General features: G+C 67.2%; 12 protein-coding genes. 8 read left to right on the top strand and 4 right to left on the bottom strand.

All coding sequences use genetic code 11. The features are described 5' to 3' along the window. Positions 1–83 precede the first annotated feature (83 nt). Genes AC07V5_RS14345 through AC07V5_RS14315 form a run of 7 tightly spaced genes read left to right on the top strand, consistent with a single transcriptional unit; the run spans position 84 to position 7,220 of the window. Positions 84–731, top strand: a complete 648-nt coding sequence (locus tag AC07V5_RS14345; RefSeq protein WP_495116348.1) for an FMN-binding negative transcriptional regulator — start codon at positions 84–86, stop codon at positions 729–731. Further along, the gene (locus AC07V5_RS14340; RefSeq protein WP_495116347.1) at positions 709–999 is read left to right on the top strand and encodes a hypothetical protein; all 291 of its coding nucleotides are present in this window, start codon (positions 709–711) and stop codon (positions 997–999) included. Before AC07V5_RS14345 ends, AC07V5_RS14340 begins: the two co-directional genes overlap by 23 nt. A 59-nt stretch (positions 1,000–1,058) precedes the next feature. After that, the gene (locus AC07V5_RS14335; protein WP_495116346.1) at positions 1,059–2,627 is read left to right on the top strand and encodes an ABC transporter substrate-binding protein; all 1,569 of its coding nucleotides are present in this window, start codon (positions 1,059–1,061) and stop codon (positions 2,625–2,627) included. Beyond that, on the top strand, positions 2,624–4,189 hold the full coding sequence (locus AC07V5_RS14330) for an ABC transporter substrate-binding protein (RefSeq protein WP_495116345.1): 1,566 nt from the start codon (positions 2,624–2,626) through the stop codon (positions 4,187–4,189). Before AC07V5_RS14335 ends, AC07V5_RS14330 begins: the two co-directional genes overlap by 4 nt. A 45-nt stretch (positions 4,190–4,234) precedes the next feature. Beyond that, entirely contained in the window at positions 4,235–6,181 is a 1,947-nt protein-coding gene (locus AC07V5_RS14325; protein ID WP_495116344.1) for a 3'-5' exonuclease, read from the top strand. Positions 6,182–6,201: 20 nt separating this feature from the next. Beyond that, a complete protein-coding gene (locus AC07V5_RS14320; protein WP_495116343.1) occupies positions 6,202–6,852 on the top strand; it encodes a trimeric intracellular cation channel family protein in 651 nt (216 codons plus the stop codon). Between the two features lie 8 nt (positions 6,853–6,860). Then, positions 6,861–7,220 carry a hypothetical protein gene (locus AC07V5_RS14315; protein ID WP_495116342.1) on the top strand — a complete coding sequence of 120 codons (360 nt, stop codon included), beginning with the start codon at positions 6,861–6,863 and terminating at the stop codon, positions 7,218–7,220. Positions 7,221–7,322: 102 nt separating this feature from the next. Here AC07V5_RS14315 and AC07V5_RS14310 read toward each other — a convergent pair whose 3' ends face one another. Together AC07V5_RS14310 and cadR are read right to left on the bottom strand one after the other, a co-directional pair. Further along, a complete protein-coding gene (locus tag AC07V5_RS14310) occupies positions 7,323–9,035 on the bottom strand; it encodes a beta-1,3-glucanase family protein (RefSeq protein WP_495116341.1) in 1,713 nt (570 codons plus the stop codon). 365 nt (positions 9,036–9,400) lie between these two features. Further along, positions 9,401–9,853, bottom strand: a complete 453-nt coding sequence (gene cadR, locus AC07V5_RS14305; RefSeq protein ID WP_495116340.1) for a Cd(II)/Pb(II)-responsive transcriptional regulator — start codon at positions 9,851–9,853, stop codon at positions 9,401–9,403. Between the two features lie 98 nt (positions 9,854–9,951). Between cadR and AC07V5_RS14300 the strand changes: the two genes are divergently transcribed. Then, on the top strand, positions 9,952–12,222 hold the full coding sequence (locus tag AC07V5_RS14300) for a heavy metal translocating P-type ATPase (protein ID WP_495116339.1): 2,271 nt from the start codon (positions 9,952–9,954) through the stop codon (positions 12,220–12,222). Positions 12,223–12,271: 49 nt separating this feature from the next. Here the strand turns inward: AC07V5_RS14300 and AC07V5_RS14295 are convergent, their stop codons facing one another. After that, positions 12,272–13,225 carry an NAD(P)H-dependent flavin oxidoreductase gene (locus AC07V5_RS14295; RefSeq protein ID WP_495116338.1) on the bottom strand — a complete coding sequence of 318 codons (954 nt, stop codon included), beginning with the start codon at positions 13,223–13,225 and terminating at the stop codon, positions 12,272–12,274. A gap of 12 nt (positions 13,226–13,237) precedes the next feature. After that, positions 13,238–15,025, bottom strand: a complete 1,788-nt coding sequence (locus AC07V5_RS14290; RefSeq protein WP_495116337.1) for an acyl-CoA dehydrogenase — start codon at positions 15,023–15,025, stop codon at positions 13,238–13,240. Positions 15,026–15,100: the final 75 nt, after the last annotated feature.

The raw sequence follows: 15,100 nt of genomic DNA, 5'->3' as shown, positions 1-15,100 counted from the left end.
TGGTTTTTCATGAAACTGGAGCTTCTCACAAGACCACACCGGGCGCATAGTGGCGCATCCCTGTCCACTTCTCTCGCCCCGCCATGTACGTGCCCGACCATTACAAAGAGACCCGCCCCGACGTGCTGCACGCGCTGCTGCGCGCGCACCCGCTGGGCATGCTGGTGACGCACACGGCCGAGGGGCTGGACGCCAACCACATCCCGTTCGAGCTGGCCGCCGAGGAAGGCGAGCACGGCGTGCTGCGCGCTCACGTGGCCCGCAACAACCCGGTGTGGCGCCTGGTGAAGGACGGTGCGCCGGTCATGGTGGTGTTCCGCGGCCCCGAGGCCTACATCTCGCCAAGCTGGTACCCCAGCAAGCACGAGGCGCACAAGCAGGTGCCCACGTGGAACTACGAGGTCGTGCACGCCCACGGGCGGCTGCGCATCGTCGACGACGAGCGCTTCGTGCGCGGGCTGGTGGGGCGGCTCACGCGCAGGCACGAGGCGCAGGAGCCCACGCCGTGGAAGATGGGCGACGCGCCCAAGGACTTCATCGACCACCTGCTGACCGTCATCGTGGGCATCGAGGTGAGCATCGAGCGCCTGGAGGGCAAGCGCAAGCTGAGCCAGAACAAGGAGGCCCGCGACATCCGCGGCGCGGCCGAGGCGCTGCATGCACGCGGCGGCCATGATGTGGCGAAAGCGATGGAGGAGTTCCTGCCGGATGGCTCAACCACGGATCATTGAAATCCACCCCGACGCGCCGCCCAAGCCGGCGCTCGGCGAAACCTGCAATGGCTGCGGCGTCTGCTGCCTGGCGGAGCCCTGCCCGCTGGGCGTCATCCTGAGCCGGCGCCTCAAAGGTGCATGCGTCGCACTGCGCTGGGACGGCGCACGCTATGTGTGCGGCGCGCTAGCAGCGCAACCGAGCGGCCTGCGTGGCTGGCTGGTGAAACGCTGGATCGCCGCCGGCGTCGGTTGCGATTGCTCACTAGAAGCCACGGGCAAGCCCTAGCCGGAGCATCCCAAGTCGCAGCTAGTATTTTTGGCTTCTGCCGACCCCAAGGAAGCCGCATGAAATCCCTGCTCCGACTCCTGCCCCTGCTAGCCGCGCTGACGCTCGGGGCGGCCACCGCCAACCCGCTGCGCTGGGCCGCCCAGAACGACATCCTGACGCTGGACCCGCACTCGCAGGACCACAACACCTCCAACGCCATCGGCACCCACATCTACGAGGGCCTGACGCGCCTGAGCAAGGAATACCGGCCCGAGCCGTCGCTCGCCACCAAGTGGACCTATCTCTCGCAGACCCAGGTGCGCTTCGATCTGCGCAAGGGCGTCAAGTTCCATGACGGTTCGCCGTTCACGGCGGACGACGTGGTCTTCAGCTTCGGCCGCATCACGCAGCCGCAGGGCACCAAGCAGACCTATGTGTCCGGCATCAAGGAAGTGAAGAAGATCGACGACTACACGGTCGACCTGCTGCTGGAGGCGCCGACGCCGATGCTGCTGCAGAACATCATCAGCTTCCCCATCATGAGCAAGGTGTGGGCCACCAAGAACAACACGACCAACACGCAGGACTACAAGGCCAAGGAAGAGAACTTCGCGAGCCGCAACGCGAACGGCACCGGACCCTACAAGCTGGTGATCTGGCAACCCGACCAGGTCGTCAAGATGGTGGCCAACAAGGACTGGTGGGACAAAAACCCGGGCAACGTGACCGAGCTGAGCTATCTGCCGATCAAGTCTCCACCGACGCGGGTCGCGGCCCTGCTGTCCGGCGACGTCGACCTCGTCACCGACCTGCCGCCGCAGGACTTCTTCAAGCTCAAGGAAGAGGGCAAGGTCAAGCTGCTGGAAGGCGCGGAGATCCGCACCATCTTCTTCGTCATGGACCAGGGCAGCGAGGAGTTGCGCGAGTCGAGCGTGAAGGGCAAGAACCCCTTCAAGGACAAGAAGGTGCGCGAGGCGCTGAACCTGGCGCTGGACCGCGACGCCATCAAGCGCAGCATCATGCGCGGCCTGTCGGTGCCGGCAGCGTTGATGGTGCCGCCCGGCGTCAACGGCTACGACGCCTCGCTGGACGCGGCCATCAAGCCCGACCTCGACAAGGCCCGCAAGCTGCTGGCCGAGGCCGGTTACCCGCAGGGCTTCGAGGTGCCGCTGCACTGCCCCAACAACCGCTACGTCAACGACGAGCAGGTCTGCCAGGCGGCGGTGTCGATGTGGGCCAAGATCGGCATCAAGGTGCGCCTCATCGCGGCGCCTTTCGCCACGCACAGCCAGACCTTCCAGCGCGGCGAGTCGCCCTTCTACATGCTGGGCTGGGGCGTGTCGACCTATGACGCGCTGTACGCGATGCAGGCCTGGGGCCACACGCGCACCAACGGCGCCGACGGCAACTTCAACTTCGGCAAGGTCAGCGACACGACGCTCGACGGCCTGATCCAGAAGATCAAGTTCGAACCCGACGTACCCAAGCGCAACGCCCTCATCAAGGAGGCGCTGCTGCGCATCCGCGACGAATCCCTCTTCATCCCCATCCATCACCAGATCCGACCCTGGGCCATGAAGCCGGGCGTGGACACTATCCACCGCTCCAACGACTACTTCGAAGCTCGCTACACCACCGTCAAATGAAGAAGCTCACGACACTCGCCGCCGCCCTGCTGTTGGCTACCGGCCTCGCCGGCGCAAACCCGCTGCGCTGGGCCGCGCAGAACGACATCCAGACGCTGGATCCGCACTCGCAGAACCATTCCGCCACATCGACGATCACGGGCTATGCCTACGAAGGCCTGACCCGCTACACCGAGAAGTTCGACGTCGAGCCCGCGCTGGCGACGAAATGGACCTACATCACGCCGACGCAGCTCCGCTTCGACCTGCGCCGCGGCGTGAAGTTCCACGACGGCACGCCCTTCACGGCCGATGACGTCGTCTTCAGCCTGCAGCGCATCAAGCATCCGGCCAGCAACATGGTCATCTACGCCTCCGGCATCAAGGAGGTGAAGAAGATCGACGACTACACGGTGGACTTCATCCTCGAAGGCCCCAACCCCGTGCTGGCGCGCAACCTGACCTATGTGCGCATGCTCAGCAAGGCCTGGGCGGCCAAGAACCGTTCGGAGAACCCGCAGGACTTCAAGGCCAAGGAAGACACCTACGCCTCGCGCAACGCCAACGGCACCGGCCCGTTCAAGATCACCGGCTGGACGCCCGACCAGAAGATCACGATGGTGGCCAACAAGGACTGGTGGGACAAGCCCAAGGGCAACATCAGCGAGGTGACCTACCTGCCGATCAAGTCAGACGCGACCCGCGTGGCCGCGCTGCTGTCGGGCGACCTGGACCTGCTGACCGACCTGCCGCCGCAGGACGTCGCCAAGCTCAAGGCCGACCCGCGCCTGAAGGTCATCGACGGGCCCGAGAACCGCACCATCTTCTTCGCACTGGACCTGGGCAGCGACGAGATCAAGGGCAGCAGCGTGAAGGGCAAGAACCCGTTCAAGGACAAGCGCGTGCGTGAGGCGATGAGCCTGGCCATCGACCGCGACGCCATCAAGCGCAGCCTGATGCGTGGCCTGTCCATCCCGGCGGCCATCATGGTGGCGCCGGTGGCCTACGGTTGGTCGCAGGAGCTGGACGCGGTGCAGAAGGCCGACGTCGCACGCGCCAAGCAGCTGCTGACCGAAGCCGGCTACGCCGATGGCTTCGACGTGCCGCTGGCCTGCCCGAACGACCGCTACGTCAACGACGAGGAAATCTGCCAGGCCGTGGTGTCGATGTGGGCGCGCGTGGGCATCAAGGCCAAGCTGTCGACCCAGCCCATGACCCAGCACTCGGCAGCGATGCAGCGCTTTGAGCTGCCCCTGTACATGTACGGCTGGGGTGTGACGACGTTTGATGCGCAGTACACGCTGCAGGACATCGTGCACACCAAGACCGCCAGTGCCGACGGCAAGGGCAACTACTCACGCGTCAGCGACGCCAAGGTGGACGCCCTGGTGCAGCAGATGAAGGTCGAGACCGACGTGCCCAAGCGCCTGGCGCTGATGCAGGAGGCCTTGAAGCGCACGCGCGACGAGTTTCTCTTCATCCCCATCCACCACCAGGTGCGGCCGTGGGCCATGAAGGCCGGCTTGACGATCCCGCACTCGGCCAACGATGCACCGCAGGCGAAGTGGGCCACTGTGAAGTAACGATGGCTCGGGGGACCAGCTCGCATCTGCGGTCCAATCCGCGTCATGAGCGACGCCCCCTTCCAGCCCACCCACATCACGCCGAGTGACGAGCAACTCGCCATCCAGCTGCTGAGGAGCCGACTGCTGCTTGTCGAGGCCAATGCCGGCGCGGCCAAGACCACCACGCTGGCCCTGCGCATCGCCCAGGCCCTGCAACGCGGTGCGCCGCCCGAGACCGTGCTGGCGCTCACGTCAACAGCTCCGGCCGTCGAGGCCCTGCGGGAGCGGTTGGCTCACATCGGCGTGCCCAAGGCCACCGCGCAGCAGTTGCGCATCCAGACCTTCGAGGCCTTCAGCCTCGCGGTGCTGGCCACCTTCGAAGGCGCCAAGACGCGCACCCTCGCATTGCACGAGCAGGTGAAGCCGTTTGTGGTGCGTGCCATCGAGCGTGCCCAGTCGGCACCCGAGGAGCCCCACTCCGACGAGCTGATGAACAACGCCATGCCCGGCGACCTTGTGGAGGGTCTGCTCAAGTCCTTCGACGTGCTCAAAGGCCGCATGGTGGTGGAGCACCTGGACCCGGAGGATCGCGTGACGCCCGCGCTGGCCGACGAGTTGGGCTTCGGCTACTTCACGATGCGGGTGTGGCCCTGCTACGAGTTCATCCGCAAAGGCGGCCACCCCGACCACCCCGAGTACCGGTTCGACGGCGACGGCACCTACGATCTCGCCCGCCTGCTGACCACCGGCGAGATCGCCGCCAGCGACGACACACTCGACCTGAGCCTCTCGCTGATCTGCGTCGACGAAATGCACGACGTGAACCGCGCCGCCTTCACCGTGCTCAAGGCGGTGCTGGCCGCCAACCCTCGCGCGGCCTTCGTGGGCGTGGGCGACCGCGACCAGGTCATCCACTCGCAGACCGGCGCCGAGGCCGGCTTCATGGGTGAGCACTTCAGGGCCGAGATCGGTACGCCGCAAGTGCTGCCGCTCACGCAAAGCCGCCGCTTCAGCCCCCAGCTCGCGCGGCACATGGGGGCGCTCGCCCGCAAGCCCTACGCGGCGGACGAGGCGCTGCGCACCGATATCCGGCTTGAGCGCTGCGAAACCTCGCGCCTCTCCGCCGAGTTCGTCGCTCGCCAAGCGCAGGCCCACCACCAGCAGCAGGCGCTCACCAGTCTGCGCGTGCTGTTGCGCCATCCCGCGCAGTCGGTGTTGATCGAGCACGAGTTGCTGCGCCTCGCCGTGCCCTACGGCTCGGTGGACTTCGCGCCCTACCTGGAGCGCCCCGAGACGCTGCTGGTGCGCGGCCTGTACGCCCACGCGCGCCACGACTACACGGGCTTCGAGGACGCAACGCAGCGCGCGCGGCTGCTGGACGCCCTGCTGATGTTCTCCGGCGCCAAGGTCGACAGCCTGGAGCTGCGACACCTGGACAGCCATGCGGCCCAGCGCGCCGCCGTCGCAGAGGCCTCGGCCCAACTGGACTCCACGCAGGCTTTCATCGAGGGCCACGTGCTGCGCAGCGCCGACCCGGCAGCAAGGCGGCAGTTGGATGCGGCGCTAGCCATCCTGCGCAACAACGACTTCGACGCCTTCGAAGCCTCCTTCCTGAACGCGCTGGACCCCCTGAAGCTCGCCACCCGCGTGTTCGTGCGCAAGGAAGAGGCCGCCCAGGTAGCCGACAACGTCACGCAGTTGCACCGCCTCGCCGTTGACGAGGACGCCGGGGTGGACGGCGCCTTCCGCATGTTCTCGGCGATGGACGGGACGCGCCGCGGCTTGCGCGCCAGCGAACGCGTGGTGCTGTCCAGCATCGAGGCCGCCAAAGGCCTGGAGTTCGACCACGTGCTCATCCCTCACCTCTCCAAAGGCGAGTTCGGCGACGGGTCGACGGAGAACCGCAACCTGCTGTACGTCGCGATGACGCGCGCCAAGCGCCGCCTCACGATGACCTTCGACCCGCAGCGCCCGTCCCGCTTCCTGAAGGAAGCGGCCCTCGTCGACTGAGCGACGATGATGCTGCCGCCATGAAGCCCCCAGTCATCAATTTCTCCACGCTGCAGGCCACCGTCGAGATCACGGCCACCCTCGCCTTCGCGCTGTCGGGCCTGCTGGCCGGCGCGCGCAAGCAGCTCGACGTCGTCGGCCTGTGCGTCGTCGCGGGCCTGTCGGCCTTCGGCGGCGGCACGCTGCGCGACGTGCTGCTGGACCGCCGGCCCTTCTTCTGGGTCGAGCATGCGGACTGGCTTTGGGCGCTGATGGCGTTGTGCCTGGCGGCCATGCTGTTGATGCGCCGGCGCCACCTCGGGCTCACCGAGCGCGCCATCCAGTGGCCCGATGCGCTGGGCCTGGGCCTCTTCACCGCCAACGGCACGCTGGTGGCGCTGGATGCAGGCATGCCCGCCATCGTGGCGGTGCTGATGGGCGTCATCACCGCCGTCTTCGGCGGCGTGCTGCGCGACATCGTCTGCAACGAGATCCCCGCTGCCTTCCACGACCACCGGCCCTACGCGCTGTGCAGCTTCGTCGGTGGCTGGGTGTTGGTGGCAGCCGTCGCGATGGACGCGCCGCAGTGGGCGGCCATCAGCGCGGCGGCCGCGACAGCGGTGATGCTGCGCGGCCTGGCCTTGTGGACGGGGTGGACGCTGCCGGCCTGGCGGATCAACGCGAAGCGCTAGGGGCCACGATGACCAGCCCACCCGAGGCCTGCCCACGCTGCAAGCTGGCCACTCACGTCAGCCGCAAGCTCTTGCTAATCAATGCAGCAGAAGGCCACCCCGAGGCGCCGCAGTCAGCCTGGAGGCACGGCTGCGCCTGCCATGGCTTTTCCATCGACGACTTAAAGCCGGATTTCGCCCACCAAGGCCCCTTCATGCAGGGTCTGTATTGCGAGGCCTGCGCGATCGGCTACCTCCCCGAGTTCATGGCCAAACCGGCACCGCCCATGTTCAAGGCATATCCCGAAGGGTATCGACGCGTCTTCCCGGACGGCACGCTTGGGGCCCTGCTGAGTCGCATGACGGACGATCCCGATTTGCAAAGCTGAAGCACTTGAGGGCTGAGGCCGCCACACCAGCGCCCCCAATGCAAAGCGGACGCCTTGCGCCAATGCGCAAGACGTCCGCGTGTGCTGGGTGTCTAGCCCGGCTTACCAGCCGATCGTGTAAGTCACCGTCGTCGGCGCCGTCGTGTGCAGCGACGGGCTGAAGTCGCCCACGTCGTCATACGCGAAGCCATAAGCCTTCTTGTTGATACTGTGGTCGTGCCAGAACTTGGCGTACCAGTTGCCCAGTTGGCCGGCCGGGTAGTGCGCGGTCTGCACGTACCAGTTGGCGGGCTGCTCCATCACGTGGCGGTTCAGCGCAGCGCAGACCTGGGCCTGGAGCTGCAGTTGCGTCCCGATGTTGGTCGGGTTGCCGCTTGCGTCCGCCAGCAGGCCGGCGCCCAGCAGCACCATGGCGGTGTCGGGCTTGCCGTTGATGTAGAAGGTGCCGGCCGGTGAGCCGCCTGTGAAGGTGAAGCGGTCACCACTGACGCGGCCGCGGAAGGTGCCGAGGTTCTGCAGCGTGAAGACGAGGTCTTCGTTGCGATAGCGGGCCCAGACGGCGTCGATATAGGGCTGCAGGTAGTTGGCGTTGGCCTGGCCGGGTTTGAAGGTGCCATGGGCCGGGGCCATGATGCGGTACGGCGAGTACGGCGCTTGCGCCAGGGGCTTGAACTGCGCCGGCACTTCGGCAATGAACTTACTGAAGAGCTGGTCACGCGTTTCGGTCAGGGCCTCACCCACGGTCTGGTCGTAGCCGCCCAGGCCTTGCACGCGCAGCTTCAGCGGGAAGCCGAAGTGGTCGACGCGGGTGGTGTTGATGAAGATGCCCTGGTCCGGCTGGCCCAGCGGAATGATGGCCATCTCGCCGAAGTCGAAGTAGACGTCGATGTTGGGATCGGTCGGGTTCTCGATGTTGGCGCCGGCGTAGCCGATGTTGCCGTTGCCGTCGACGACGACCTTGATGTACATCGGCGAGCCCACCGACAGCAAGATGCGAGCCGAGTTCAGCGCGGGAATAGTGATAGTGCGCGTGGCGCTGAGCTTGTGGAAGTAGTTGGTGTACGTCTGGCCGCCCTTGGTCAGCGCGCCGTTGTCGGCGGTGGACATGGGGATGAAGTTGCCCGAGGCGTCCACGCGCACGAACTTGCCGGTGGCCCAGTCCTTGCCAATGATGGCCCAGTAGACCTGGTCATCAGGCCAGCGGCCGCCGGTCTGGTTGACGATGTTGAAGGTTGTGCGGCCGTTCCAGGTACCGGTATTGGTGTTGGTGCCAACGCGGTAGGAAGACGTCAGGTCATTGAAGCCACGGTTGACGAGGTTGGGCTCGTTGGCCGTCAGCACCAGCGAGGCGCCCCCGTAGCTGACGTCGTTGAACAGCGTGGCCTGGTAGCCGGCCTGCACCTTCACGGAAGACACGCGGTCATTCCAGGCAGCGCCGATCCAGCTGGAGTCTGCGCTGGCGCAGAAACTTTCGCCGGTGTAGTTGATGTCGGCGTAGAAGCAGACCGGCCCGGTGGCCACCGGAGGCGTGCCGACGGTGTAGCTGAACTTGGGCGTGTCGTAGGCCGGCGTGCCGTTGTTGTAGGTGAACCAGTAGCTGATGACGTTGCCGGTGGCGACGGTCACCTTCTGCTCATAGCGGCCGTTGGCGGCCGTCATGCGGATGTTCTGCTGCGGACCGTTGTTGACGGTGTAGTGGGCGTCGACCCAGGTGGTCGACACGTTGGACTTGAACCAGATCGTGGCCGTGCTGCCGCTGACTTCGACGCCCTGGTCGTAGTCCGCCGCCGAGGCCGTGCCGAGCAGGCCGAGCATGAGGAAAAGGCAGGCGCTCAAGGAACGCATGCAACGCAAAACAAGATTCACCTTTGTCTCCTTGGCCCGCTCGTCGCACGGATCGGCAGGCTGTTCAGGGGCCCCAACGTTTCTTGGATCAAGAGGCCGGTCTCGACTGCGAAGCCCTACTGCGCTCCCCGGCATGCAGCCGCTGCCAGGGTCAGGCTGCCATCCGAAAGCCAACTGAAAGCGCTTTCAAATTTGGGCGCATCCTCCTGGGAGAGGCAAGAAAGCGGTTTCATGGAAAACCCGTGCGGAGCGTTTTCACGAGTCGCCCGCTTCAGGGACAGTCGATCCCTGCCCCCAGAAGCTCAGCGCGGTCTACAGCCGGCCCGGTGTCGGGTTCAGTGCGAATGCACGGAGCGCAGGTGCGACGCAGGCGCGACCTGCGCCCCGCCCTCCTGGGCCGCGGCGGCCAGACCGTTCAGGATGCCGCACTGATCGGCCCCCTGGGCCGCGCCGCAGCGCTGGCGCAGGTCCTTGAGCTGCTTCTCCAACGCGCGCAGCTCCTTGATGCGGCGCGACACGTGGCCGATGTGCGAATCCAGCAGCGCGTTGACGTCGCCACAGTCGCCGCCCGGTGCATCCTTCACCCGCAGCAGCACACGCACCTCGTCCAGCGACATGTCCAGCCCACGGCAGTAGCGGATGAACTGCAGCCGCTCCAGGTGAGGCGCCTCGTAGACCCGAAAGCCGCCTTGCGTGCGCCCCGGCGCGGGCAGCAGGCCCTCGCGCTCGTAGTAGCGGATGGTGTCAACGGCGGTCGATGAGGCGGCGGCGAGGTCTCCGATCTTCACGGCGGGCTTCCAAGGCGTGTGCGGGCTTCGAGTCTAGACACTTGACTCTGGAGTTGCTCCAGGGATTCCAATAGCCACAACAGCGCTACGACAAGCCCATGAGCTCCCACGATCACGCCCAAGCCGGGCACCGGCACGACAACCATGACCACCACGATCATGGCCATGGCCACGCGCATGAACACGCCCCCGCACCGGCGGCCTGTTGCCACGGCAGCGCCTGCGCCGCCACTGCCGCGCCCCTGCCCGCCCCGGCGCTGGCGGGCGGGCTGCTGCTGCGCATCCCCGCGATGGACTGCCCCACCGAGGAAGGCCAGATCCGCCGCGCGCTGGAGGGCTTTGCCGACGTTCGCCGCCTGCACTTCGACCTGGCGGCGCGCGCGCTAACTGTCCACGCGCCGTCGTCATCGTGGGGCGCGATCACCGCCGCCATCGCCAAGGCCGGCTTCAAGACCGAGACGCTGTCGGCCCCGCCCGCTGCGGAAGACACGGCCACGGCCCGGCGCGCCGAACTCGTCCGCCTGGTGGCCGCGCTGGCCGTGGCGGTGGGCGCCGAGCTGCTGCACTTCTTCGCGCCCGACAGCTTCACCTGGCACGCCGCCGGCATGGCCGTCGCCGCGGTTGCCATCGCGCTATCGGGCCTCGCGGTGTTCCGCAAAGGCCTCACGGCCCTCGCGCACGGCCAGCTCAACATCAACGCGCTGATGTCGGTGGCCGTCATCGGCGCGTTCGCCATCGGCCAGTGGCCCGAGGCGGCCATGGTGATGGCGCTGTACTCGCTGGCCGAGCTGATCGAGGCCCGCTCGGTGGAGCGGGCGCGCAATGCCATCAGCGGCCTGCTGGCGCTGTCGCCCGAGCAGGCCGAGGTGCGCGAACCCGACGGCAGCTGGGCGCGGGTGGAGGCGAAGGCCGTGGCCGTGGGCGCCGTGGTGCGCGTGAAGCCGGGCGAGCGTTTTGCGCTCGATGGCCGCGTCAGGGCTGGGCAAAGCGCGGTCGACCAATCGCCCGTCACCGGCGAGAGCATTCCGGTGGACAAGGCGCCCGGCGACGAGGTCTTCGCCGGCACCATCAACCAGAGCGGCTCGCTGGAGTTCGAGGTCACCAAGCCGGCGGGAGATACGGTGTTGGCCGGCATCATCCACGCCGTCGAAGCCGCGCAAGGGCAGCGCGCGCCCACGCAGCGCTTTGTCGACCGCTTCGCTGCTATCTACACACCCGCCGTCTTCCTGCTGGCGCTGGCCGTGGCCGTCGGCACGCCGCTGCTGCTGGGCTGGCCGTGGCTCACCGGCATCTACAAGGCGCTGGTGCTGCTCGTCATCGCCTGCCCCTGCGCGCTGGTCATCTCCACGCCGGTCACGGTCGTCAGCGGCCTGGCCGCGGCGGCGCGACGCGGCATCCTCATCAAGGGCGGCGTGCATCTGGAAGAAGCACGCAAGCTCAAGGTGCTGGCGCTGGACAAGACCGGCACGCTTACCGAAGGCCGCCCCAGGCTTGTCGCCCAACACGTGCTCGCAGCCGACCTGCCGGAGGACCGTGTGCTGCGCATCGCCCGCAGCCTCGCGGCGCGGTCTGACCACCCTGTCTCCAAGGCCGTGGCCACCGGGCTGGACGGCGAAGCGCTGCCGGTGGACGGCTTCGGCGCCGAGCTGGGCCTGGGCGTGCACGGTCGCGTTGACGATCTGGACGTGGTGCTGGGCAACCACCGTTGGATTCACGAGCGCGGCCAGTGCTCGCCCGAGCTCGAGGCGCTGATGCACGAGCACGAAGCCCAGGGCCGCACCGTGTCGCTGCTGGCCGATGGCAGCCGCGTGCTCGCCCTCTTCGCGGTGGCCGACACCACCAAGGCCACCAGCCGCGAGGCCGTCGCCGAGCTGATCGCGATGGGTGTGCGCCCGGTCATGCTCACGGGCGACAACCCGTCCACGGCGCGGGCCATCGGCAACCAGGTGGGCATCACCGAGGTGCAAGCCAACCTGCTGCCGCAGGACAAGCAGCAGGCCATCGTCGCGCTGGGCCGCCACGGTGCGGTGGGCATGGTGGGCGACGGCGTCAACGACTCGCCCAGCCTCGCGGCGGCCGCTGTCGGCTTCTCGATGGGCGCCGCAGGCACCGACACCGCCAAGGAGGCGGCCGACGTGCTCATCATGAACGACGACCTGCGCAAGGTGCCGGAGACCATCCGCCTGTCCCAGCGCACCTACGCCGTGCTGTGGCAGAACATCGCGCTGGCGCTGGGCATCAAGGCGGTGTTCTTCGTGCTCGCCGTGTTCGGCAGCGCGACGATGTGGATGGCCGTTTTCGCCGACATGGGTGCGAGCCTGCTGGTGGTGTTCAACGGGCTGCGGCTGCTGCGCGGCGTGCGTCGCTAGAAGAACAACGGCCGCCCGAAGGCGGCCGTTCTGCAGGCGCAGCGCCGGGTCAGTTCAGCGCCAAACGCTCACGCGCCGCGGCGTACTCGCGCTTGAGCCGCGCCACCAGTTGCCCCGCCGGCAGCACCTCGCGCACCGCGCCGATGCCCTGGCCGCTGCCCCAGATTTCCTTCCAGGCCTTGGCTGCGCTGCCACCGAAGTTCATCGCGCTCGGGTCGCTCTCGGGCAGCTTGTCGGGGTCCATGCCGGCCGCCACGATGGAGCCGCGCAGGTAGTTGCCATGCACGCCGGTGAAGAGGTTGCTGTAGACGATGTCGTCGCTGTTGCTGGCGACGATCATCTGCTTGTACTCGTCGCTGGCGCGGGCCTCTTCGGTCGCGATGAAGGCCGAGCCGATGTAGGCCAGGTCCGCGCCCATGGCCTGGGCGGCCAGGATGGCGTCGCCGGTGGCCATGGAGCCCGACAGCGCCAACGGGCCGTCGAACCATTCACGGATTTCGTGGACGAGCGCGAACGGGCTCTTCACGCCGGCATGGCCACCCGCGCCGGCCGCCACGGCGATGAGGCCGTCGGCGCCCTTCTCGATGGCCTTCTTGGCGAACTTGTTGTTGATGATGTCGTGCAGCACGATGCCACCCCAGGCATGCACGGCAGCGTTCACATCCTCACGCGCGCCGAGCGACGTGATGACGATGGGCACCTTGTACTTGGCGCACACCTCCATGTCGTGCTGCAAGCGCTCGTTGCTCTTGTGCACGATCTGGTTGATGGCGAAGGGCGCGGCAGGCTTGTCCGGGTTGGCGCGGTTGTAGGCGGCCAGCGTTTCGGTGATCTCGGCAAGCCACTCGTCGAGCAGTTCGGCCGGGCGGGCGTTGAGCGCCGGCATGGAGCCGACGATGCCGGCCTTGCACTGCTCGATGACGAGCTTGGGGTTGCTGATGATGAACAGCGGCGAGCCGATGACCGGCAGCGGCAGGTTCTTCAGGATGGGAGGCAGGGCCAAGTTCGGTCTCCGTCAGAAGGCTTCGAGTTCAAGGGCGGTCACGCTGTCGGCGCCGTCGACGATGGCGGCACGCAGCGACGCGGTGCGCGGCAGGATGTGCTCGGCATAGAAACGCGCAGTCACGATCTTGGCGGCCATGAATTCCTTGTCAGTCGCCAAGGCGTCTTCCGCAGCCATCAGCGCGCGGGCCAGTTGCCAGCCAGCGACGAGGTTGCCCGCCAGCATCAGGTAGGGCACCGAGCCGGCGTAGGCCGCGTTCGGGTTGCTCTTGGCCGAGCCGGCGATGAAGTCGACGGCGGCGAGGAAGTCCTCGCGCGAGGCGCGCAAGGCTTTCAGAACGGCGCGGGCAGCCACGCTGTCGCGCTTGGCCAGTTCGCCTTCCGTTCCCTCGATCTGCCCGGCCACGGCACGGGCCAGTTGGCCGCCGTCGCGCGAGGTCTTGCGGCCGACGAGGTCGTTGGCCTGGATGGCCGTCGTGCCTTCGTAGATCGTCAGGATCTTGGCATCGCGGTAGTACTGCGCCGCACCGGTCTCCTCGATGAAGCCCATGCCGCCGTGCACCTGCACGCCGAGGCTCGTGACCTCCAGGCTCATCTCGGTGCTGTAGCCCTTCACCAGCGGCACCATGAAGTCGTAGAAGGCCTGGTTCTGCTTGCGCGCATCCGCATCGGGATGGTGGTGGGCCGCGTCAAACGCCGCCGCAGCGGTGCTCGCCATCGCGCGGCAGCCCTCGGTCAGCGAGCGCATCGTCATCAGCATGCGGCGCACGTCGGGGTGGTGAATGATGGCGGCGCTGCCAGCCACAGAACCATCCACGGGGCGCGACTGCACGCGGTCCTTCGCATAGCCCACGGCCTTTTGGTAGGCGCGGTCAGCGATGGCGATGCCCTGCAGGCCGACGCCGTAGCGGGCCGCGTTCATCATGATGAACATGTACTCCAGGCCGCGGTTTTCCTGGCCGATCAGCGTGCCGATGGCGCCGCCGTGGTCGCCAAACTGCAGCACGGCCGTCGGGCTGGCCTTGATGCCCATCTTGTGCTCGATGGACACGCAGTGGGCGTCGTTGCGGGCTCCCAGCGAGCCGTCGGCATTCACGAGGAACTTCGGCACCAGGAACAGGCTGATGCCCTTCACGCCTTCCGGCGCGCCGACCACGCGGGCCAGCACGAGGTGGACGATGTTCTCGGCCATGTCGTGCTCACCGTAGGTGATGAAGATCTTCGTGCCGAAGACCTTGTAGGTGCCATCGCCCTGCGGCTCGGCACGCGTGCGCACCAGGGCCAGGTCGGAGCCGGCCTGGGGCTCGGTCAGGTTCATCGTGCCGGTCCACGAGCCGTCCAGCAGCTTGGGGATGTAGACAGCACGTTGCTCATCGCTGCCGGCGGTCAGCAGTGCCTCGACGGCGCCGTCGGTCAGCAGCGGGCACAGCGCGAAGCTCATGTTGGCCGCTTGCAGCATCTCGTTGCAGGCCGCGGCGATGGTCTTGGGCGCACCCTGACCGCCGAACTCGGTCGGGTGAACCAGCCCTTGCCAGCCGCCCTCGGCGTAGGCGCGGAAGGCCTGCTTGAAGCCGGGCGTCGTCGTGACGACGCCGTCTTTCCAGCTCGACGGGTTCTTGTCGCCCTCGAAGTTCAGCGGCGCGATGACGTCCTGCGTCAGCTTGGCGCACTCCTCCAGCACGGCGGCGGCGGTGTCCAGGCCGAAGTCGGAGAAGGCGGGGACTTGCTGCGTTAGGGAATCCAGCCCGGCGAGGTGCTGGATGTTGAAGAGCATGTCTTTGACGGGGGCTTGGTAACTCATTTGTTCCTCCTGACGGAAACAAAAAGGGCGCCGCGACAGGTTCAGTCGGGCGCCCGGCAGTGATCAGCGCGTGGG

This window comes from Roseateles sp. GW821-FHT02E12 (assembly GCF_059421665.1).
Note: the sequence above shows the minus strand (reverse complement) of the source record. Positions and strands in the feature narration are given on the sequence as shown.